The sequence below is a fragment of the Nocardia sp. NPDC057663 genome (assembly GCF_042799895.1).
GTDB lineage: Bacteria > Actinomycetota > Actinomycetes > Mycobacteriales > Mycobacteriaceae > Nocardia.
Window position 1 is genome coordinate 84,941 of the sequence record NZ_JBHVHX010000004.1, and the last position, 19,699, is coordinate 104,639.

A 19,699-nucleotide genomic window follows, 5' to 3' on the forward strand; every position below is an offset into this window, starting at 1 on the left:
ATGCGATTCACCAGGCGATTCCGCGACCGCGTCACGTGCTGCCGAGCTGTTCCGCCTCGGCTACGCCGGGTCCTGGCTCGATGACGCGCGCCGGGTCCGCGATCGGGCGTTCTCGAGCTGCGCGGCCCGTTCGACGAGAAGTTCGCCGGGCCCCGAGGGCGGGGTGTTGCGACGCCAGATGGCGCGGAATTTGCGGGTCAGCCGGGCGGCATCGGCGGATGGGACGGCGACCAGGGCGCCGGTGGCGAGATCGGGTGCCGCGATCAAGCGGCTCAATACGGCCGGCGCCATACCGGTTCTGGCCGCGGCGACGATCGCCGCGGCCGATCCCAGTTCCGCGGCCGGTCCGGCGGGCGTCGCGGCGGTGCTGAGCAGGTCCCACACGGTGTCGCGGGTGCCGGAGCCCGGTTCCCGCCACAGCAGTGCGGTGCCTGCCAATTCGGCCAGTGCGACCGGCGTGGTGCGGCGGGCCCACGGGTGGTCCGGCGCCACGACGACGACCAAATCGTCGGTGCCGAGCACCCGGCTGCCGAGACCGGCGGGCGGATGGGGGCCTTCGACGAACCCGAGATCGGCGACGCCGTCGCGGACGAGGGCGGCGACCTGGGTCGAATTCTCCACTTCGAGGGAGATCAGCACCTCGGGATGATCGGCGCGCAGTGCGGCCAGCCAGTGCGGAATGCGGTGGTCGGCAATCGTTTTCGAGGCGGCGATGCGCAGGCGCGGAGCCTGGGCAGCGCGCAGCCGGTCGACGTCGTCGACGAGGTCGCGCACGGCCGCGAGGACGGTGCGCGCGTGCTCGACGACGGCGCGGCCCGCGTCGGTCAACTCGGAGCCGGTCGGCCCCCGGTCGAGCAGCTTCACCCGCATCCGGCGTTCCAGCGCGCTGATCCGCATGCTCGCCGCGGGCTGGCTGATGCCGTGCCTGCGAGCGGCGGCCCCCAGGCTGCCCAGTTCGGACACCGACACGAGGAGGTCGAGCACCTCCAGATCGGGGGCTCCGGGTGGCAGCGTCATGCGCCGATTATGGGTGACGGGCGCCGTCGCACCGCATCAGACATGGCCGGCGCCGAGGCGATGGCGCATATTCTTCACTACGCCGTAGAGGGCGACAACGGGTTTCAGCGGCATCCATTCGCCGAATCGGTACTCCCGGCCAGCGACGAGGCGCACGGCCAGCTCCGGGCTCTGCTCCAGGAGATAGCCACGGCCCGTCGCGGCGTGGGTGGGCAGTGAGACGATCTTGATCCGGTCGACGTCCTTCAGGTACGGGATCGCGAAAGCGATATTCTCCCAAGTGGATCGGCTCGAATCATCGAGCGCGAGTTCTCCGCGATACCCGCGCGCTTCCATCGCGTACTTCGCCATCAGCGCGGCTTCCGGTACCGGACCCGCACATGCTCCCCCGCACAACACGAGCCGGGTCTCGGTCGCACCCGGATCGATGGAACGCAGACCGGCACGGACCCGCCACCGATTCATGGCATTGGCGCGTTCACCCGCGTTCCGATAGCCGAGAACCACGACCGCCTCGGACCCGGCGCGGGCGGGCCCGACGCCCCGCCGGGAGGCGCGCCAGTTCGCCCACTCGCCCCACAGCATCAGACCGATACCGGCGGCGATCGTCAGCCGGGTTCGTTTCCGCACCTCTCCAGCAAAGCACACCCGCCGAACCCAGATCCCATAAGTCAGCCTTATGTGCACCTCCGAAACCGGCCTCTACCTCGGAATCTACGGCGCAGCGAAGGTAGTGGGGTGAACCGCGTACGCACCTTCGCTCCCGGACTGGCCCTCGCCGCACTCGTGGCCACCGCGGCGACGCCGGCAGGCAAGGCACTGCCGATGATCGGTGCGCCCGTGCTCGCGCTGGGGGCGGGGGCCGCCGCCGGGATGGTGCTGCGGCGCAACGAGGCGACGGGCGAGCTGTTCGGTCCCGGGCTCGATATCGCCCGGCAGCGGTTGCTCGGTCTGGCGATCGTGCTGCTCGGGCTCGGACTGCCGCTGGGGTCGGTGGTGAACGTGGGACGGGAGACGGCGGCCGTGCTGATCGGGACGCTCGTCGTCGGCGCACTGGCGGCGTTCTGCGTCGGCCGGATGCTGGCGGTCGACCGGGAATCGGCGACGCTGGTGGCCGTGGGGACGACGATCTGCGGCGCGTCCGCGATCGCGGCGGCCACGGCGGTGCTGCGACCGGACAAACAGCGGGTCGCCTACGCGCTCGGCACCATTTTCGTCTTCAATGTCACTGCCGTGCTGGTGTATCCGCCACTCGGCCGCGCTCTCGGCCTGTCGCAGGAAGCCTTCGGCCTGTGGGCGGGAACCGCGATCAACGACACCTCCTCGGTGCTGGCGGCGGGCGTCGTCTTCGGCACGGGTGCGGCGCATTTCGCGGTGATCGTGAAGCTGGTGCGCAGCCTGGCCATCATCCCGCTGTGCCTGGGCCTGCACGTCGGTCGTCGTCACCTCGTCGAGCAGGCAGGCGCACCCGCGGGTTCGCTGCGCCAGGCCTTCCCCCTGTTCGTCGTCCTGTTCCTCGCCGCTTCGATCATCGCCGGCCTCGGCATCCTGCCCACCGCACTGACCACGCCGTCGGCCGCGACCAGCAGCTGGCTCATCGCCGCGGTCCTGGCCGCCATCGGCACTTCGCTCAGCATCGAGCGCCTGCGCAGCGCGGGCCTGCGCCCGCTGGTCCTCGGTGGCGCGCTGGGCCTGATCCTCGGCGTCGCCAGCCTCGGCCTGATGTACCTCACCGGCTGGTGCTGAACGGAAACCGCTTCGCGATCGCCGCCGCGTCCGGTTCCGGTCGGGTGGGGCGACGCTTCAACGTCGCCCCACCCACGGCCTACGTCCGCGCGTTCACCGCGTTCATCACCGCGTCCAGTGACGCCGCGATCACCGATGTGCTCCGGCCGAAGGCCCAGCCGGTGCGGCCGTCCGACCGGTATTCCAGGTAGCTCACGGCCGCGCTGTCCGCGCCCTGGTCGACCGAATGCTGTGTCAGACCCAGGATTTCGACGGGGTGTCCCGCCGCGGCGAGCGCGGTCGTCACCGCGTCGACCGGGCCGACGTCGCGATGTACGGAGCGGAGTTCACGACCGTCGACGTCCAGCACGATCTCGGTGACGCCGTCGGTGATCTGCCACTGCGCCAGCACGATTCGCGGTTCGTCGGCCGTGTAGGACTGTTCGAACAGCGTGAACAGGTCCTTGGCGGTGATCTCGGCGCCGGTGTCGTCGGTGTGCTGTTGCACCCGGCGGGCGAGATCGATCTGCAAGCGCCGCGGCAGGTCCAGCCCGTACCCGGCCTGCAGCAGGTAGGCGATGCCGCCCTTACCGGACTGGGAATTGACCCGGATCACCGCGTCGTAGGAGCGCCCGATATCGGCGGGGTCGATCGGCAGATACGGGACCTGCCATTCCATGTCACGCTCGGACACCCCGGCTTCGGCCGCACGGGTGCGATGGTGGGCCATCCCCTTGCTGATCGCGTCCTGGTGCGTTCCGGAGAAGGCGGTGTGCACGAGATCGCCCACGTACGGGTGCCTTTCGTGCACGGGCAGCCGGGTGCAGTACTCGACCGTGCGGCGGATCTCGTCGATATCGGAGAAGTCGATCATCGGGTCGACGCCCTGCGCGTGCAGATTCAGCGCCAGGGTCGCGATGTCGACATTGCCGGTGCGTTCACCGTTGCCGAACACGCAGCCCTCCACCCGCTGCGCGCCGGCCAGAACGGCCAGTTCGGCGCAGGCGACGCCGGTCCCCCGGTCGTTGTGCGGGTGCACCGACAGGATCACCCCGTCGCGGCGCGCCAGGTTGCGGTGCATGTACTCGATCTGGTCGGCGTAGACGTTCGGTGTCGCGACCTCCACTGTCGCGGGCAGATTCAGGGTCACCGGCCGCTCCGGGGAGGCCTGCCACAGCTCGGTGACCGCGTCACAGATCTCCAGGGCGAAGTCGGGTTCGGTCAGGTTGAACACCTCGGGAGAGAATTGGAAGCGCACGTTCGGCAGGTCACCGGCCTCGACGAGCACAGTGCGGGCTCCGTCCAGGATCAGCTCGCGCAACTGGCCACGATCCTTGCCCAGGACCACGTCCCGCCAGACCGGCGCGGTGGCGGTGTAGAGGTGGATGACCACCTCGTTGGCGATCCCGCGCACCGATTCGACCGTGCGCTCGATCAGATCCCGCCGGGCCGGGGTGAACACGACGACGGCCACGTCAGGCGGCGCGATCGGGGTGCGCGCCAGCAGCCGGACGAAATCGAAATCGGTCTGCGAGGCGGACGGATAGCCCACCTCGATCTCCTTGTACCCCATGGCGACCAGCAGTTCGAAGAACCGGCGCTTGCGGTCGGGATCCATCGGTTCGGCCAGCGCCTGATTGCCGTCGCGCAGGTCGACCGGTACCCACAGCGGGGCGGTGGTGATCCGGGCGTTCGGCCAGTCCCGCTGTCCGGCAGGAACTTCCACGCGCCGATGCACATCACGGTAGCGGTGCGACGGCATGGCCGAGTGGCGCTGCCGATTCCAGGCGGGCGCGCCGGCGGCGACGGCGCCCGAGGGGGTTACCAGGGTGGGAAATGCACTCATGACTGTTCTGCTTCCTGGCCACGACGGGCCACGAGATCACGGCGACCGGCCACGACAGAGCCCCACGGCGGGGCGGCCGGTCGGTCAGGCCCCGCCGTGGCGGCCGAGGAGAAGCGCGGTGTGCGTCATGATGGGTACACTTCTACCACAACTCCTCAGACAAGTAGAGAGGTTTTCCGGTGGTATCGCAGGTACGGCGTCAGCCGTTGGCCGCACAAGCGGCTGAACTCCTTCTCACGCGGATCCGTGCCGGTGAGTGGCCGCTGGGCCACCGATTACCCGGCGAGACTGTGCTCGCCCCCCAGTTGGGCGTCGGCCGGTCGACCTTGCGCGAGGCGATCCGGGAACTGGCAGGCAAGGGAGTACTCGACAGCAGGCAGGGCGCCGGTGTTTTCGTCACCGCACTCGATGTCACCGAGGACTGGGATGTCGTCCTGCGCGGCGCCACCATCGCGGCGGTGATCGAGGCGCGCATCGCCATCGAGGCCGAGGCCGCCGCGCTGGCGGCGCAACGGCGAACCCCCGCCGATGTTCGTGCCATCCGCCGCGCGCTGGCGGGCCGTCGCGCCGACGGACAGACCGTGGCCGAGCACGTCGATGCCGACATGGCCTTCCATCGCGCGGTGATCGTCGCGGCCCACAACGACGTGCTGACCCAGCTGTTCGACAGTTTCCTCCCGCGGCTGCGCCTGGCCATGATCGACATGCTCGCGCTGCGACCCGTCGCATCGGAGCGGGCCGACCACACCGCGCACGAACAGCTCGCCCAGGCCGTCGCCGATCGGAACCCCACGGCGGCAGCCGAATTCAGCCGCACCCACCTGTCCGCCTTGAAGGAGGCTTTCGCATGACCGGCGCCCCGGTGATCGAACTCGACGAGGTGACCTTCCGCCGCGAGGGCAAGAAGATCATCGACGGCATCTCGCTGACCGTGCGGGCAGGCGAGCACTGGGCGTTGCTCGGCCCCAACGGCGCGGGCAAGAGCACCCTGCTCGGTTTCTGCGGCGCGGTCACCTTCCCCACCACCGGCACCGTGCGGGTGCTCGGCGAACAGTTCGGCCGGGTGGAGCTGGCGCGGCTGCGCCGCTCGATCGGGCACGTCAACCCGAGGCATCCGCTGCGCTACGCGCTCACCGTGCGCGAGGTCGTCCTGACCGGCATCACCGGCACGATCGACACCCCGATGCGCTGGACCCCCACCGCCGACGACCTGGCCGGAGCCGACGCGATCATCGATACGCTCGGCCTGTCCGGCAAAGCCGAGGACGTCTGGCCGACGCTGTCCCAGGGTGAACGCGGCCGCACCCTGATCGCCCGCGCCCTCATCAGCGGTCCCCGCGTCCTGCTCCTGGACGAACCGTCCACCGGCCTCGATCTGGCCGCCCGCGAGCAACTGCTCACCACCATCGACACGCTCGACCAATCCCATCCCGAGGTGGCATCGGTCCTGGTCACCCACCATCTCGAGGAACTGCCGAGCAGCACCACCCACGCCCTGCTCATCGCCGGCGGTCACACCGTCGCCGCAGGACCCGCCGCGGACGTCATCACCACCGACCACGTCTCCACCGCCTTCGACCACCCGATCGACGTGCGCTACGACCAGGGCCGCTGGAGCGCCAGGGCACGCTGACACCCACCATCGTGCGGGCTACGATCGCGGAATATCAGGTTGTCGGCACGGACAGGAGGATGGCATGAGAATCGTTCACCGGATCGTCGCCACCGCGGGTGTTGCCGCGGCCTTGACTCTGGCCACCGCGGGCATCGCCGCCGCGCAGGAAGCCGAACCACCGAAATCGCCCCTGGTGGAATTCATCGAGTCGTGGCCGCCGGCACCACAGGGCTGCGACCGCATCTGGGACCCGATCGAAGACGTCGTCGAAGATTCCGTCCCCGAGTCCGCCGAGGCCGCGTTCGACGCCTTCGACGACTGGTGCGAGGGCGAGGAAGACGTCTGACACGCTTCCCCGGTTTCAGCCGGACCCGAGCGGGTCGTCTCCGAAATCCAGGTCAGCGCCGAGCAATTCGTCCGCGCGGGCCAGAGCGCGGTCGAGTTCGCCGGTGACGGAGTCCATGATCGAGATGCCGTCGAGCATGTCGGACAGTTCGGCGCGCAGGGCGTCGAGTTCGGCGATGGCGGGGTCGACGGTGGTCCAGGCGACGGTGTCACGCCACCAGCTGTCCCGCTGGATCCAGGACCACACGATGTCGCGAACCAGCAGCGCGTCGGTGGTGAAGAGCTGGCGGTGGACGGCGCCGTCGATGTGCTCGAGTTCGTAGGTACCGTCGTCGAGGTAGCGGGCCTGGATGCGCTCGGTCTCGGTGCGGGTCAGCAGGAGAAACGGGTGGTCGGGGGCCGGATCGGTGACATCGGTGCCGAGGTCGGCCGGGTCGACGGCGCGTGGCGCGCCGGAGCCGTCACCGAGGTGGACGACGACCTCCGGCGAATCGTCACGGTAAGCACCCATCGGGCCAGTGTGCCGGATCGAGGGCGGGCCAGGACAGGGGTACCGAGGAATCGGTCGCCGGCGAAACGGCGTGCGTGCCGATGCGGCGCGCGGTACCGTCGTGCCGATGACGTGGACAGCACCCGAATTGGAGCCGACCCGCACCGTGCGCGTGGGCGGCGAACGTCCACTGTTGCAGTCCTGGTTGGACTTCCACCGCCAGACCCTGCTCGGCAAGTGCGGTGGTCTCGACGCCGAACAGCTGGCTACCCGCTCGGTGTCGCCGTCGTCGCTGTCGCTGCTCGGCCTTGTCCGGCACCTCACCGATGTCGAGCACGCGTGGTTCCGGCAGGGCGCCGCAGGCGAGGACGCCACCTTCCGGTACTGGTCGACGGCGGAGCCCGATGCCGACTTCGACGAACCCGCCACGCCGTCCGCCGAGGAGGTGTTCGCCGCCTTCCATGCCGAGGTCGCGGCCTGCGACGCCGCCATCGCCGACCTACCGCTCGACCATGTTTTCCAGCGACCGCGATACACCGGCGATTTCACCCTGCGCTGGGCGTACCTGCACATGATCGAGGAGTACGCCCGGCACAACGGTCACGCCGACCTGCTGCGGGAACGGATCGACGGCGTCACCGGCAGCTTCTGACCCGGTCAGCCGATGATCACCGCGGGGGTCAGCTGGTCGAGATTGTCGATCACCACGGCGGCCAAGGCCAGCGCATCGGGCGTCGGCGGGAACTCCGGGCGTGGGTCGGCGATCAGGCGCATGCCCGCGGCGTGCGCGGAGCGCAGCCCGTTGGTCGAATCCTCCACGGCGGTACAGTCGGCCGGATCGACACCGAGCCGTTGGGCGACGGTGAGATACACGTCCGGCGCGGGCTTGCCGCGACCGACCTCCTCGGTCGACAGGATCGCCGAGAAGTACTCCAGCAGTCCCGATTTCGCGAGTACCAGGTCGATCAGGGACCGCGGTGACGAACTGGCCAGACCCAGTTTCCACTGGCCTGCGCACCGCTGCACCGCCTCGACGGCGCCGGGCAGCAACGGCACGTGATGGGCGTACTTGTCGGCCATCAGATCGATGACCTTGGTCGAGATGTCGTCGAGCGGCATGGCGACGCCGAGGTCGTCGCTGATGTACGCGGCCCACTCCTGGGTGCTCATGCCCATCATCCGGCGCTGCGAATCCGGTTGCCACCGGCCACCTTTGAGGTCGACGTAGTCGTGCCGGACCTGTTCCCAGATGGGTTCGGAATCGATCAGCACGCCGTCCATGTCGAACACTACCGCCGCGATACCCATGCGCTCAGCCTTTCGCCGTTCATCCGCCGGGCACCTCGCGGGCGCGCCGACTCCGGGGTACGTACAGACCTGCTCGGTGATCGGCACCCAGCCTAATAGAGGCGGGCCCGCACCGGTGCGCCGTGTCACGAGCGCGCGCCGAAGTGGGACACCGGACGCGAACATCCAGCTCGGCAGCGATAACGTGTTGCATATGGACGATACACAGGTCGGCGCCTCGCTGCCGGACGCAGAGCACCACGAAGGCGGGTTCCGGCCGGTCGCCGAGCTGATCCAGCAGCGCAGGGAAGCGAAACAGGACAAGACGATCGGCGGCCCGCACTACGGGGAACTGATCGAACAGGTGCGCGAGCTGATGGACCGTGTGCGCCTGATCAATCCGTCCGACGAGCTGGCCAAGGACGCGATCTCGACGCTCGAGCAGCTCAACGCCCGCCTCGATGCGGCGGTCGTGGACGAGTGGTCGGCGCCGAGCTGGACCCGTACCGACCTGCCCTCACGCGGCAACATCACGCTGCCGCCGTACACGGTGGACAGCGCCGACGTCGACGGTGTCACCGCCAAGCTGACCTTCCGCACCTTCCACCTGGGCGGCAACAGCGCGGCGCACGGCGGCCAGATCGGCGTCGCCTTCGACGACATCCTCGGCATGACCGCCGCGGTGCACACCAAGGCCGTCACCCGCACGGCATCGCTGACCATCGACTACCGCTCGATCACCCCGCTCAACCGGGAGCTGACGGTGCGCGCGTGGGTCGAGCGCACCGACGGGCGCAAGGTGTACCTGCGGGCGACGATGCACGACGGCGAGCGCCTGTGCGCGGAGGCGAACGGCCTGTTCATCCTCCTCAAGCCCGGTCAGCCCTGATCTCCTCCGGTCACCGGGCGACATTGCGATCGACGTGATCGCAATGCCGCCCGGACCGGCCGAGGTGGCGCAATACCCCCGTGCGGCGCGATCGCCGCAGGTCCCGGCGACGGTCACCCGGCGTAGAAACATCCCCTGAATCCGCGCCCGTTTCGTGCCGGGCGCCGGCCCGCATAAGGGCCGCTATCGTCGCTGTTCATGCAGGTCAGCGAGAAAACGGCAGCCGCGGAGCCCACTCCGATTCGAGGCCAGCGCGCCGATCGGGCGCGCCGGGTGGCCGACATCCTGCGCCACCAGATCCTGGCGGGCGCGGTCGAGGGCGCGCTGCCCGGCGAGCAGGAACTCGCCGCCGAGCACCACACCTCCCGCAACACCGTCCGCGAGGCGCTGGCGCTGCTGCGCGACGAAGGCCTCATCGATCGCGCGCCGAAAGTCGGCACCCGCGTCGCCGCCCGCAAGTACGACCACGGCCTGGACGCGCTGCTCGGCTTGCAGGAGACGCTCAAGGAGCACGGCACCGTCCGCAACGAGGTGCGCGCGGCCACCCACATCACCGCTCCCCCGGCCGTCGCGCGCAGGCTCGGTCTCGCACCCGGCGATCGCGTGGTCTACATCGAGCGGCTGCGTTTCCTCGCCGACCTGCCGCTGAGCCTCGATCTCACCTACCTCGCGCCCGATGTCGGCGCCGCCGTGCTGGCCAACGATCTCGAGACCACGGACGTGTTCGTCCTGCTCGAGCAGGTCACCGGGCAGTCCCTCGGCGCTGCCGAACTCGCCCTCGAAGCGGTGGCGGCCGATCCGCACACCGCGACGACCCTCGACACTCCGGCGGGCGCTCCGCTGCTGATGCTCGAGCGTCTCACCCACCTCGACGACGGCCGGCCCGTCGACCTCGAGTACATCCGCATGCGCGGTGACCGCATCACTATGCGCGGCAGCCTCACCCGCACCGCACCCGAATGGAAGGTCCTGTAGATGGCACTGGTCCCCCAGCGTGCCGACGTCCCCGTGACGATCGACGAATCGCTGTGCATCACCGGCTGCACGCTGTGCGTCGATATGTGTCCGCTCGATTCCCTTGCCATCCATGAGGATTCGGGCAAGGCCTACATGTTTGTCGACGAGTGCTGGTACTGCGGCCCCTGCGCTGCCCGCTGCCCCACCGGCGCCGTCACCGTCAACATGCCCTATCTGCTCCGCTGAAACCCGGGAAATCCACGCATGAAGATCACTCGTCTCGTCCCCGCCGTGCTCGCCCTCGCGCTCACCGCCACGGGCTGCTCCCTCGAAAGCACCGACGCCGCACCGGCGGGCACCGTCAAGGTCGTCGTCGGCTACCAGTCCAAGACCATCAACACCGTCACCGCGGGCACCCTGCTCAAGGCGCAGGGCTACCTGGAGCAGCGGCTACAGAAGATCACCGACGCCGGCGGCGCGAAGTACCAGGTGGAGTGGCAGGACTACGACACCGGCGCGCCCATCACCGCGCAGATGGTGGCCGAGAAGATCGATATCGGCTCGATGGGCGATTACCCGCTGCTCATCAACGGTTCCCGCACCCAGGCCAACGAACGCGCGCGCACCGAGCTGGTGTCGATCACCGGCTACAACCCCAAGGGCGCGCTGAACATGGTTGTCGTGCCGAATGATTCACCGGCGCGATCACTGACCGATCTCGCCGGGCAGAAGATCTCGGCCAGTGTCGGTTCGGCGGGGCACGGCACACTCGTGCAGGCATTGAGCCGAGCGGGCATCGACCCGGCCAAGGGTGTCGAAGTGCTGAATCAGCAACCGCAGGTGGGCGCGACGGCGCTGGAATCGCATCAGGTGAGCGCGTTGTCGCAGTTCGTGGCGTGGCCGGGGCTGCTGGTGCAGCAGAACAAGGCCAAGCTGCTCTACGACGGCGCCGAGCTCAACGTACCGACCTTCCACGGTGTGGTCGCGCGCCGCGCCTACGTGTCCGAGCATCCCGAGGTGCTGCAGGCCTTCCTGGCGGCGCAGCTGGACGCGACCGCGTTCCTCAACGAGAAGCCGTTCGAGGCAGCCGATCTCGTGGCCAAGGGATCTGGTCTGCCGCAGGAGGTCGTGTACCTCTACAACGGCCCGGGCGGCACCAGCTTCGACACGACGCTCAAGGCGAACCTGATCGCGGCATTCAAGGACGATGTCAACTATCTGAAATCCATCGGCGACTTCGCCGACCTCGATATCGACGCCTTCGTCCAGGACGGTCCACTGCGCAAGGCCTTCGCCGAGACCGGCCGTGGCGACTATGACACCGCGCTGGCATCGCGGGTCAATCCGAGCAAGGTCACCGGGACCGACCCGATCTGCGCTGTGCCGGCGACCGATCCGGCGCTGGCCGGCGAGATCTGGGTCGACGGCGCCGACAAGCCGCAGCCCGCCGCGAACCCCGGCTGCTTGCTGCGGGCGGTGCAGGCGGCGAAGGCGCAGGGCAAGACAATCCGCGCGGTGTACCTCCCCGATGCCGAGCTGGGTACCCGCTGGTTCGCCGACAAGGCGATCTGGCTGCGGGAGGGCACGCAGTATCTGCCGTTCACCACGCAGGCCGCGGCCGACCGGTACCGCGCCACCCATCCCACCGCCGCACCGGTCTCCTACGAGCAGGCCGTGACGGAAGTCCGCGGATGAGTACGGTTTCCGGGGCGACCGCCCCGGTCGGGACGAAGCCCGTCCCGACCGATGCCGTGGCACACGACGAGACCGACTCCCCTACACCCGATCTCGCTGTCGAAGCACCGGCCGACACTCACCCCGGCAGGTCGGTGTGGGTGTCCCGGGTGATCCGGGTCGCGTCGGTGGCGGTGGCGATCGGCCTGTGGCAGCTGCTCACCGCGAGTGACGTGCGGGCCGGGCTGCGGTTCGACACCTTGCCGACGGTGACCGAGATCGTCGCCGAGTTCGGCGAGCATCTCGGGACCGGTCAGTACTACCTCGATGTGGCGCAGTCGCTGATCCGGATCGTCACCGGGTTCGGGCTGGCCGCGGTGGTCGGTGTGCTGGCCGGCATCGGCCTGGGCCGGTCGCGGCTGCTGGCCGATGTGTTCGGTCCGCTGGCCGAGCTGATCCGCCCGATTCCGGCGATCGCGCTGGTGCCGGTGGCGATTCTGCTGTTCCCCAGTGACGAGTCCGGGATCGTGTTCATCACCTTCACCGCGTCGCTGTTCCCGGTGCTGGTCAGCACCCGTCACGCCACCAGGGCGCTGCCGACCATCTGGGAGGACGCTATCCGCACCCTGGGCGCCTCCCGGCGCGAGGTGCTGACCAGGGTGGTGGTGCCCGGCATCCTGCCCGGCGTGTTCAGCGGTCTGTCGGTGGGTATGGGGGTGGCCTGGATCTGCCTCATCTCCGCCGAGATGATCTCCGGGCGGCTCGGGATCGGCTACCGCACCTGGCAGTCCTACACCATCGTCGACTACCCGGCCGTGTTCGTCGGCATGATCACCATCGGCGTCCTCGGCTTCCTCACCTCCGGAATCGTCGAACTGGCAGGCCGCCGGGTCACCCGCTGGCTGCCGAGAGAGGTTGCGTCATGACCACGACCACCGCCGCGCCCGCTGTCTCGGCCGGCATGCGCTTGAGCCTGGCATCGGTGCGGATCAGCTACGGCCCCAAGACCGTGGTGCGCAATCTCGACCTGGAGATCGCGCCCGGTGAAATCCTGGTCCTGGTCGGCAAATCCGGCTGCGGCAAGTCGACGCTGCTGCGGGCGATCGCCGGGCTGCGGCACCCGAGCGGCGGTGTCATCCGCGCCGACGACGACACCGTGTCCGGTCCGTCGGCCGATCGGGCGCTGGTGTTCCAGGACGACGCGCTGCTGCCGTGGCGCACCGCCCGCGCCAATGTCGATCTGGCGTTGCGCCTTCGGGGCGTGCCGCGCGGTGAACGGGCCGCGCGGTCGCAGCGCTGGCTCGACGAGGTCGGGCTCACCGGCTACGCCGACTATCTGCCGCGTGACCTGTCCGGCGGTATGCGCCAGCGGGTGCAGCTCGCCCGCAGCCTGGCCGGTTCGCCGCGCGCGGTCCTGATGGACGAGCCGTTCGGCGCGCTCGACAGCCAGACCCGCGCGGAGATGCAGCGCCTGCTCGTCGATACCTGGCGCGCGCACCCCACCACGATCGTTTTCGTCACCCACGACCTCGACGAGGCACTGCTGCTCGGCGACCGGATCGCCGTGCTCGGCGACGGCGCGCTGCGCGCGGTCGTCGAGGTGCCCGACCCGCGCGAGCCGGTGGACCGGCAGGCGCTACGGGACCGAATCCTGGAGTCATTGTGAACATTCCCGATCTGTCCGACCGCATCCGGCTCGACTGCGATGTGCTCGTCATCGGCGGCGGCACCGCGGGCACGATGGCCGCGCTGACGGCCGCGGAGTCCGGTGCGAATGTGCTGCTGCTGGAGAAGGCGCACGTCCGCCACTCCGGTGCGCTGGCCATGGGCATGGACGGTGTGAACAATGCGGTCATCCCGGGCAAGGCCGAGCCGGCGGACTACGTCGCCGAGATCACCCGCGCCAACGACGGCATCGTCGACCAGCGCACCGTGTACCAAACGGCGACACGGGGTTTCGCGATGGTGCAGCGGCTGGAGCGCTACGGCGTGAAGTTCGAGAAGGACGAGTACGGCGAATACGCTGTGCGCCGGGTGCATCGGTCGGGGTCGTATGTGCTGCCGATGCCCGAGGGCAAGGATGTGAAGAAGGCGCTGTATCGCGTGCTGCGCCAGCGCACGATGCGCGAGAAGATCCAGATCGAGAACCGGCTGATGCCGGTGCGGGTACTCACCGAGAACGGGCGTGCGGTCGGTGCGGCCGCATTGAACACGCGCACCGGCGAATTCGTCGCGGTCGGCGCGAAGGCGGTCGTCCTCGCGACGGGTCCGTGTGGCCGGCTCGGGCTGCCCGCCTCGGGCTACCTCTACGGCACCTACGAGAACCCGACCAACGCCGGGGACGGGTACGCCATGGCGTACCACGCCGGTGCGGAGCTGTCCGGGATCGAGTGCTTCCAGATCAATCCACTCATCAAGGACTACAACGGTCCGGCGTGCGCCTATGTCGCGAACCCGTTCGGCGGCTACCAGGTCAATGCCGAGGGTGAACGTTTCGTCGACTCCGACTACTGGTCGGGGCAGATGATGGCGGAGGTGAAGCAGGAGATCGAATCCGCGCGCGGGCCCATCTATCTCAAGGTCTCGCATCTGCCGGACGAGACGCTGTCCACCCTCGAGTCGATCCTGCACACCACCGAGCGCCCGACTCGCGGCACGTTCCACGCCAACCGTGGCCACGACTACCGCACCCACGATATCGAAATGCACATCTCCGAGATCGGCTTGTGCGGTGGCCATTCCGCGTCCGGCGTGTGGGTGGACGAGAACGCGCGGACCACGGTACCCGGGCTGTATGCCGCGGGCGACCTGGCGTGCGTGCCGCACAACTACATGATCGGCGCGTTCGTGTACGGCGATCTGGCGGGTGCGCACGCGGCGTCCACGCTGACCGAGGTAGCCGCGCCCACCGAGCTGCCCGAGGATCAGCTGGCCGACGCGCACGAGCTGATCTACCGCCCCCTGCGTCAGCCGGAGGGTCCGCCGCAGCCGCAGGTGGAATACAAGCTGCGGCGGTTCGTGAACGACTATGTGGCGCCGCCGAAGACCGCGGCCAAGCTCTCGATCGCGGTGGAGACCTTCGAGCGGATGCGCGGTGAGGTGGCGGGGATCGGCGCGCGGACACCGCACGAGTTGATGCGGGCGGCGGAGGTGTCGTTCATCCGCGACTGCGCGGAGATGGCGGCGCGCAGCTCACTGACCCGCACGGAATCCCGGTGGGGGCTCTATCATGACCGGGCCGATCTGCCCGAGCGCGACGACGAGTCGTGGAACTTCCACCTGAACCTGCGCAAGACCGCCACGGGTGAGATGGAATTCGTGAAGCGGTCGGTGGCGCCGTATCTGGTGCCGGTGCCCGGCCTGGACGATGTGCCCTCGGCCGAGCCGATCGTCGAGGTGATCGCGCAGCCCGAGCTGGTCGGGACCCGGGCGCCGCAGCACGACGCTCCGGTGCGCAGTCAGCCGCTGGCGGCCTCGCCCTCCTCACCCCGGCTGGTCACCCTGCTCGCCCTGGATTCGCCTGCCGTCGACGATGTTTCGAGCTACCTCACCGATCCCGATCCGGTCGTGCGGGTGGCGGCGCTGTCGGTACTCACCGAGAACACACCCGACGGGTTCGCCGGCGAACTGGTGCGCGCGCTCGGCGACGAGGCCGCCTCGGTGCGGCGGGCCGCGACCGAGAGCTTGCGGGAGCTGGTAGAGGTGCTGCCGGGCGCGGGTGCGCTGGCCGGACACCTCGGTTCCCCGGATCCGCTCGTGCGGGCGACCGTCGTCGACCTGCTGCGAGCGCTGCGGGCGGGGTCGGCCGTGGAATACCGTGCGGCACTGCACGATGCCGATTATCGGGTCCGGATCGAGGCGGTGCGTGCGCTCGTGTCGCTCGACGACGCCGAGGCGGTGGCCTCGATCGCCGGTGACGTGAATCGGGAGGTGCGGATCGCCGTCGCCCAGGGCCTCGCATCGATCGGTCAGGGTGGGGTCGAGGTGATCCGGGTGCTCACCGGCGATCCCGATCCCCTGGTGCGGGCCGCCGCCCTGACGTCCTACGCCGCGCTGGGCACCGGCGCCGAGGATGTCGCGGAACTGGCTGCGGCGCTGCGGCATTCGGCCTGGCAGGTGCGAGTCGGCGCGGCACGTGGCCTGGCCGGAGCCACGCCCGAATCGGCGGTGCCACCGCTGACCGAAGCCCTGGCCGACCGGCATCTCGACGTCCGCAAGGCCGCCGTGCTCGCGCTCGCGACCTGGCCGAACGACGACCCCGCCGTGGACGCGCTCGAGACCGCGATCGCCGATCCGGACGCCGATGTCCGCGCGTACGCCAGGCGTGCTGTCGTCGCCGCAGGCCGCGTACCGCGCGACCCGTCCCGAGCCGCCGCGCTGACCGAAGCGCGCGCGTGACCGGCCCCGCATCGGGACTGTGCCGTAGCACCGCTGCGGCACAGTCCCCACTCAGGGGCCCCGCCCACACCAAGCGCCGGGCGGGCGACGCCGGTCACTCGGTGGCGGGCGCCATAGGTCTCGCGGCGCCGGGCGAGATCCGACCCTCCGCGCCGGGCGACGTCGGCCTACCTACGCAGAGCTACACCGGCCCCTCCATTCCGGGCTCCAACTGCCTGTCCGTGCCGGGCTGTATCGGCCCGACAACGCCAGGCGACGCCGGTCTGGCGCCGGGCGATCTCGGTCTGGCGATAGCGCGCGATGGCGCATCGGCGGCGGGATCGATGTCGACCGGACCGGCGGGCTGTCCAGATGCCGGTCCCATAGATGCGATCTCACCGCTGTCTTCCCTGGTCACGGCCCTGACCTGCCCACATCACAGGGTCGGTGATCCGCGCCGTCGATAGGCTGGGTCGCATGAGCGCACTCTCCGGCACATTGGTCACGGTCGCCGAGGACCTGGATACGGTGACGACGGTCGGGCACGAGGACGATCCTGCCGAGGCGGGGACGTCCGCCGAGGCGGTCGCGCGGCTGTGGGCCTCGGTGCGCGACTGGTACGCGATGGGGACGACACCCGCGATCCAGGTGTGCCTGCGGCGCAACGGGAAGATCGTGCTGAACCGGACCATCGGCCACGGGTGGGGCAACGCGCCGAGGGATTCTCCTGACGCCGAGAAGATCCTGGCCACGCCGGACACCCCGTTCTGTGGGTTCTCGACTGCGAAGGGTGTCGCCGCCACGGTGATGTCCATGCTCGTCGAGCAGGGCGCGTTCGCACTGAACGACCGGGTGTGCGAGTACATCCCGGAGTTCGCGGCGCATCGCAAGGACCGGATCACCATCGGTGACGTGCTGTCGCATTCGGCGGGCATCCCGTTCATCACGCCGCCGTACAAGGGCAGCGACGTGGTCCCCGACGAGGAGCTGGCGGTGTCGGCGCTCGCTGATCTCGTGCCGAGCTGGCCGCCCGGCCGGTTCCGCGTCTACCACGCACTGACCAGCGGCCTGATCCAGCGCCTGCTGGTGCAGCGCGCCACCGGCAAGCGGATGCGGGAGCATCTCGCCGAGCAGGTGCTGGTTCCGTTCGGCTTCCGCTGGAACAACTTCGGCGTCGATCCCGCCGATCTCGGCACAGTCGTGCCGAGTGTGAAGACCGGTCCGCCGCCGTCGCGTCTGTCGCTCTTCCTGGCACGCAAGGCGCTCGGCGGGCGGATGGACAAGGCGTCCAAGTCCGACAACGACGCGTTCCTCACCGCCGAACTCCCCTCCGGCAACCTCGTGACCACCGCCTACGAGCTGTCACGCTTCTACGAAATCCTCACGCGGGGCGGCGAACTCGACGGCATCCGGATCATCGAACCCGGCACGCTGTTCGATGCGATCCGACCGGCCGACCGCATACCGGGTGCGGCGGGCCGGGTCAGCCGCGCGGGATTCGAGCTGGGCGGGCGCCGGTCGAAGTTCGGCCGCGACACGCGATTCCACTTCGGCCGCAGCGGATTGACGACACAGTACGGCTGGGCCGACCCCGAACGCGGGCTCGCGGGCGCGATCCTCACCAGTGGCAAGGCCGCCACCGACACCCACCGCCCCTGGCAGCTGGTCGCGCAGGTGTCCGACACCCTGCCGCGGCTCGACCGAGCGCCGGAGTGGCTGAGACTCAGGTGATCGCGGCGATGATCGCGCGCGCGACCCAGTCCGCGTAGCGGTCCACAGACCAGCCCCTGGCCAGCACCAGCCGCTCGTAGGTGTCGATGGCGAGGTAGTTCCACAGGACGTCGCGAACCTCGTCGAGGTCGACCCCTGCCCGGAGCTGCCCTGTCTCGAGCAGGTGCGGCCCCAGCATGGTCATCCCGGCCAGGCCCTCCTCGGCCAGCTTCTCCCACACCGGGGTGAGCGAATCGTCGACGTGGCGACCGTCGCGAATCAGGAACTGCACCTTGGCCGATCGCGCCTGCCGCTGGGCCAGGCCGTGGACGAACATCTCGATCTTGCGGCGGACGTCGGGCTCGGCGAGCATCGCCTGCTGCTCAGGCCGTTGATAGACGGGGACGTCCTCGTCGTCGCCCGCGATCACGACATCGAACACGGCCTTGGCCAGCGCCGCTTTCGTGCCGAACGCCTTGTACACGCTCTCCGCCGATACGCCGGCGCGCTCGGCGACCGCCGCGATCGTCGTCGGCCGGAACCCGTCGCTCTCGAACAATTCCTGTGCGGCGAGCACCATCGCGTGGCGGCGCGCCCTGGCCTGCGCACGCCGCCCCGACGCGTCATACCGCCTCTTGACTTCGGTCATCACCGGTCCAATAATTTAGATACAGTCTCACTTTACCCAATTGGAGTTCTATCACAGACGGAGCGTCATCATGAACACCATCAGCCCCAGGGTCGTGGCCGACGACCTGAAGTCCGTGGCGATCCGCGGCATCCACCTCATGGTCGACGGCAGTGTCACCGACCTCGCCGAGGTCACCCATCCCGACGGCTTCACCAGGGAACGCAAGGCGGCGCCGCCGTGGGCCCGCGGAAACGGCCCCGAGGCGATCCACGCGCTGGCCGAATGGCTGCGCGACGCCTTCACCGACATGTCCTACGACATCCACGCCACGGCCGTCGAGAACGACCTGGTGACCGTCTACGCGACGATGCACGGCCGCCAGATCGGCCCGCTGGTCTTCTACACCGAAGACGGCGCGGTGGACAACGCCTTCCCGGCCACCGGCAAGACGTTCGCGATGACCGAATCGCATTGGTTCCGCATGCGCGACGGCAAGATCTTCGAACATTGGGCCAACCGCGACGACCTCGGCATGGCCAGGCAACTCGGCTGGCTGCCGCCCTCGCCGGTTTTCCTGCTGCGATCGATGCAGCTGAAGCGCCGCGCGGCCCGCGAAGTCCGCTCCGGCCGCTGATCAGCCCGCGGTCGGGGCCCCGGCGACCCGGCGGTCGCCACCGTTGCGCTCCTGCCAGCGGCGATAGACGTCGACGGCGTCGGCGCGCGATTCGTGGCGCATGGGCAGGCGCCGCTGGTCCCACGGCGTGGCGATCTCGTCGTAGAAGGTGGCGAGCTCGAAGTACTTCCGGTCGTCGACATAGTGCGGTTCGTAGGCGTCACGGGTCGTCAGGAAGACGACCTCGTCCGGCGAGCAGTAGTACAGCGCGCCCAGGCACATGGGACAGGGCAGCGCGAGGATGTAGATGGTGGCGCCGACCAGGTGTTCGGTGCCGAGCTTGGTGCAGGCCTCGCGGATGGCGAGGATCTCGGCGTGCGCGGTGGGATCGCTGGTCTGGGCGACCAGGTTCGGGCTCTCGGCCAGGATCTGCCCGTCCTTGACGATGACGGTCGCGAAGGGACGCCCACCGTCCTCGACATTGCGACGGGCCAGTTCGATCGTGTGCTGTGCGAAGTCCATG

Annotated in this window: 21 protein-coding genes; 14 read left to right on the forward strand and 7 right to left on the reverse strand. The window is 69.4% G+C overall.

All coding sequences use genetic code 11. From position 1 onward, the window contains the following. Window positions 1-60 precede the first annotated feature (60 nt). Complete coding sequence (locus tag ACFVAV_RS11620) at window positions 61-1,017, reverse strand: LysR family transcriptional regulator (RefSeq protein ID WP_379033820.1); 957 nt, start codon at window positions 1,015-1,017, stop codon at window positions 61-63. 36 nt (window positions 1,018-1,053) lie between these two features. Next, a complete protein-coding gene (locus ACFVAV_RS11625) occupies window positions 1,054-1,647 on the reverse strand; it encodes a YdcF family protein (RefSeq protein ID WP_379033822.1) in 594 nt (197 codons plus the stop codon). 108 nt (window positions 1,648-1,755) lie between these two features. Between ACFVAV_RS11625 and ACFVAV_RS11630 the strand changes: the two genes are divergently transcribed. Next, a complete protein-coding gene (locus tag ACFVAV_RS11630) occupies window positions 1,756-2,763 on the forward strand; it encodes a YeiH family protein (RefSeq protein WP_379033824.1) in 1,008 nt (335 codons plus the stop codon). 79 nt (window positions 2,764-2,842) lie between these two features. Here the strand turns inward: ACFVAV_RS11630 and ACFVAV_RS11635 are convergent, their stop codons facing one another. Further along, entirely contained in the window at window positions 2,843-4,504 is a 1,662-nt protein-coding gene (locus ACFVAV_RS11635; protein WP_379034539.1) for a 2-isopropylmalate synthase, read from the reverse strand. A gap of 263 nt (window positions 4,505-4,767) precedes the next feature. On the opposite strand from ACFVAV_RS11635, the gene ACFVAV_RS11640 reads away from it, so the two are divergent. From ACFVAV_RS11640 to ACFVAV_RS11650, 3 genes are all read left to right on the forward strand, one after another. Continuing rightward, window positions 4,768-5,439 (forward strand): FadR/GntR family transcriptional regulator, encoded by a 672-nt coding sequence (locus ACFVAV_RS11640; RefSeq protein WP_379033826.1) that lies wholly within the window; start codon window positions 4,768-4,770, stop codon window positions 5,437-5,439. Then, window positions 5,436-6,221: an ABC transporter ATP-binding protein gene (locus ACFVAV_RS11645; RefSeq protein ID WP_379033828.1), complete on the forward strand. Its 786-nt coding sequence runs from the start codon at window positions 5,436-5,438 to the stop codon at window positions 6,219-6,221. Before ACFVAV_RS11640 ends, ACFVAV_RS11645 begins: the two co-directional genes overlap by 4 nt. 64 nt (window positions 6,222-6,285) lie before the next feature. After that, window positions 6,286-6,549: a hypothetical protein gene (locus ACFVAV_RS11650; protein WP_379033830.1), complete on the forward strand. Its 264-nt coding sequence runs from the start codon at window positions 6,286-6,288 to the stop codon at window positions 6,547-6,549. A gap of 15 nt (window positions 6,550-6,564) precedes the next feature. On the opposite strand, the gene ACFVAV_RS11655 is transcribed toward ACFVAV_RS11650, so the two are convergent. After that, the gene (locus ACFVAV_RS11655) at window positions 6,565-7,059 is read right to left on the reverse strand and encodes a hypothetical protein (RefSeq protein ID WP_379033832.1); all 495 of its coding nucleotides are present in this window, start codon (window positions 7,057-7,059) and stop codon (window positions 6,565-6,567) included. A gap of 106 nt (window positions 7,060-7,165) precedes the next feature. On the opposite strand from ACFVAV_RS11655, the gene ACFVAV_RS11660 reads away from it, so the two are divergent. Next, on the forward strand, window positions 7,166-7,690 hold the full coding sequence (locus ACFVAV_RS11660; RefSeq protein ID WP_379033834.1) for a DinB family protein: 525 nt from the start codon (window positions 7,166-7,168) through the stop codon (window positions 7,688-7,690). 5 nt (window positions 7,691-7,695) lie between these two features. On the opposite strand, the gene ACFVAV_RS11665 is transcribed toward ACFVAV_RS11660, so the two are convergent. Further along, window positions 7,696-8,346 carry an HAD family hydrolase gene (locus ACFVAV_RS11665; protein ID WP_379033836.1) on the reverse strand — a complete coding sequence of 217 codons (651 nt, stop codon included), beginning with the start codon at window positions 8,344-8,346 and terminating at the stop codon, window positions 7,696-7,698. 193 nt (window positions 8,347-8,539) lie between these two features. On the opposite strand from ACFVAV_RS11665, the gene ACFVAV_RS11670 reads away from it, so the two are divergent. The 8 genes from ACFVAV_RS11670 to ACFVAV_RS11705 all read left to right on the forward strand — a co-directional run bounded on the left by ACFVAV_RS11670 (window position 8,540) and on the right by ACFVAV_RS11705 (window position 17,953). Beyond that, the gene (locus ACFVAV_RS11670) at window positions 8,540-9,214 is read left to right on the forward strand and encodes a PaaI family thioesterase (protein WP_379034541.1); all 675 of its coding nucleotides are present in this window, start codon (window positions 8,540-8,542) and stop codon (window positions 9,212-9,214) included. Window positions 9,215-9,412: 198 nt separating this feature from the next. Continuing rightward, a complete protein-coding gene (locus ACFVAV_RS11675; RefSeq protein WP_379033838.1) occupies window positions 9,413-10,189 on the forward strand; it encodes a GntR family transcriptional regulator in 777 nt (258 codons plus the stop codon). After that, window positions 10,190-10,417, forward strand: a complete 228-nt coding sequence (locus tag ACFVAV_RS11680; protein WP_379033840.1) for a ferredoxin family protein — start codon at window positions 10,190-10,192, stop codon at window positions 10,415-10,417. A gap of 18 nt (window positions 10,418-10,435) precedes the next feature. Further along, complete coding sequence (locus ACFVAV_RS11685; protein ID WP_379033842.1) at window positions 10,436-11,866, forward strand: ABC transporter substrate-binding protein; 1,431 nt, start codon at window positions 10,436-10,438, stop codon at window positions 11,864-11,866. Next, a complete protein-coding gene (locus ACFVAV_RS11690; protein ID WP_379033844.1) occupies window positions 11,863-12,771 on the forward strand; it encodes an ABC transporter permease in 909 nt (302 codons plus the stop codon). Before ACFVAV_RS11685 ends, ACFVAV_RS11690 begins: the two co-directional genes overlap by 4 nt. After that, window positions 12,768-13,511, forward strand: a complete 744-nt coding sequence (locus ACFVAV_RS11695) for an ABC transporter ATP-binding protein (RefSeq protein ID WP_379033846.1) — start codon at window positions 12,768-12,770, stop codon at window positions 13,509-13,511. The genes ACFVAV_RS11690 and ACFVAV_RS11695 overlap by 4 nt, the downstream gene beginning before the upstream one ends. Then, a complete protein-coding gene (locus tag ACFVAV_RS11700) occupies window positions 13,508-16,243 on the forward strand; it encodes a fumarate reductase/succinate dehydrogenase flavoprotein subunit (RefSeq protein WP_379033848.1) in 2,736 nt (911 codons plus the stop codon). Before ACFVAV_RS11695 ends, ACFVAV_RS11700 begins: the two co-directional genes overlap by 4 nt. A gap of 456 nt (window positions 16,244-16,699) precedes the next feature. After that, the gene (locus tag ACFVAV_RS11705; protein WP_379033850.1) at window positions 16,700-17,953 is read left to right on the forward strand and encodes a serine hydrolase; all 1,254 of its coding nucleotides are present in this window, start codon (window positions 16,700-16,702) and stop codon (window positions 17,951-17,953) included. Here ACFVAV_RS11705 and ACFVAV_RS11710 read toward each other — a convergent pair. Continuing rightward, the gene (locus ACFVAV_RS11710; protein ID WP_379033852.1) at window positions 17,946-18,581 is read right to left on the reverse strand and encodes a TetR/AcrR family transcriptional regulator; all 636 of its coding nucleotides are present in this window, start codon (window positions 18,579-18,581) and stop codon (window positions 17,946-17,948) included. The two genes, ACFVAV_RS11705 and ACFVAV_RS11710, sit on opposite strands and share 8 nt — an antisense overlap. Window positions 18,582-18,651: 70 nt before the next feature. Between ACFVAV_RS11710 and ACFVAV_RS11715 the strand changes: the two genes are divergently transcribed. Continuing rightward, entirely contained in the window at window positions 18,652-19,197 is a 546-nt protein-coding gene (locus tag ACFVAV_RS11715; protein ID WP_379033854.1) for an ester cyclase, read from the forward strand. Here ACFVAV_RS11715 and ACFVAV_RS11720 read toward each other — a convergent pair whose 3' ends face one another. After that, window positions 19,198-19,698 carry a nucleoside deaminase gene (locus tag ACFVAV_RS11720; protein WP_379033856.1) on the reverse strand — a complete coding sequence of 167 codons (501 nt, stop codon included), beginning with the start codon at window positions 19,696-19,698 and terminating at the stop codon, window positions 19,198-19,200. Window position 19,699: the final 1 nt, after the last annotated feature.

Coding starts and splice junctions, on each gene's coding strand:
- ACFVAV_RS11620 (WP_379033820.1), bottom strand. CDS start 1,017: ATGACGCTGCCACCCGGAGCCCCCGATCTGGAGGTGCTCGACCTCCTC.
- ACFVAV_RS11635 (WP_379034539.1), bottom strand. CDS start 4,504: ATGCCGTCGCACCGCTACCGTGATGTGCATCGGCGCGTGGAAGTTCCT.
- ACFVAV_RS11645 (WP_379033828.1), top strand. CDS start 5,436: ATGACCGGCGCCCCGGTGATCGAACTCGACGAGGTGACCTTCCGCCGC.
- ACFVAV_RS11650 (WP_379033830.1), top strand. CDS start 6,286: ATGAGAATCGTTCACCGGATCGTCGCCACCGCGGGTGTTGCCGCGGCC.
- ACFVAV_RS11655 (WP_379033832.1), bottom strand. CDS start 7,059: ATGGGTGCTTACCGTGACGATTCGCCGGAGGTCGTCGTCCACCTCGGT.
- ACFVAV_RS11660 (WP_379033834.1), top strand. CDS start 7,166: ATGACGTGGACAGCACCCGAATTGGAGCCGACCCGCACCGTGCGCGTG.
- ACFVAV_RS11665 (WP_379033836.1), bottom strand. CDS start 8,346: ATGGGTATCGCGGCGGTAGTGTTCGACATGGACGGCGTGCTGATCGAT.
- ACFVAV_RS11670 (WP_379034541.1), top strand. CDS start 8,540: ATGGACGATACACAGGTCGGCGCCTCGCTGCCGGACGCAGAGCACCAC.
- ACFVAV_RS11675 (WP_379033838.1), top strand. CDS start 9,413: ATGCAGGTCAGCGAGAAAACGGCAGCCGCGGAGCCCACTCCGATTCGA.
- ACFVAV_RS11680 (WP_379033840.1), top strand. CDS start 10,190: ATGGCACTGGTCCCCCAGCGTGCCGACGTCCCCGTGACGATCGACGAA.
- ACFVAV_RS11685 (WP_379033842.1), top strand. CDS start 10,436: ATGAAGATCACTCGTCTCGTCCCCGCCGTGCTCGCCCTCGCGCTCACC.
- ACFVAV_RS11690 (WP_379033844.1), top strand. CDS start 11,863: ATGAGTACGGTTTCCGGGGCGACCGCCCCGGTCGGGACGAAGCCCGTC.
- ACFVAV_RS11695 (WP_379033846.1), top strand. CDS start 12,768: ATGACCACGACCACCGCCGCGCCCGCTGTCTCGGCCGGCATGCGCTTG.
- ACFVAV_RS11705 (WP_379033850.1), top strand. CDS start 16,700: ATGAGCGCACTCTCCGGCACATTGGTCACGGTCGCCGAGGACCTGGAT.
- ACFVAV_RS11710 (WP_379033852.1), bottom strand. CDS start 18,581: ATGACCGAAGTCAAGAGGCGGTATGACGCGTCGGGGCGGCGTGCGCAG.
- ACFVAV_RS11715 (WP_379033854.1), top strand. CDS start 18,652: ATGAACACCATCAGCCCCAGGGTCGTGGCCGACGACCTGAAGTCCGTG.
- ACFVAV_RS11720 (WP_379033856.1), bottom strand. CDS start 19,698: ATGGACTTCGCACAGCACACGATCGAACTGGCCCGTCGCAATGTCGAG.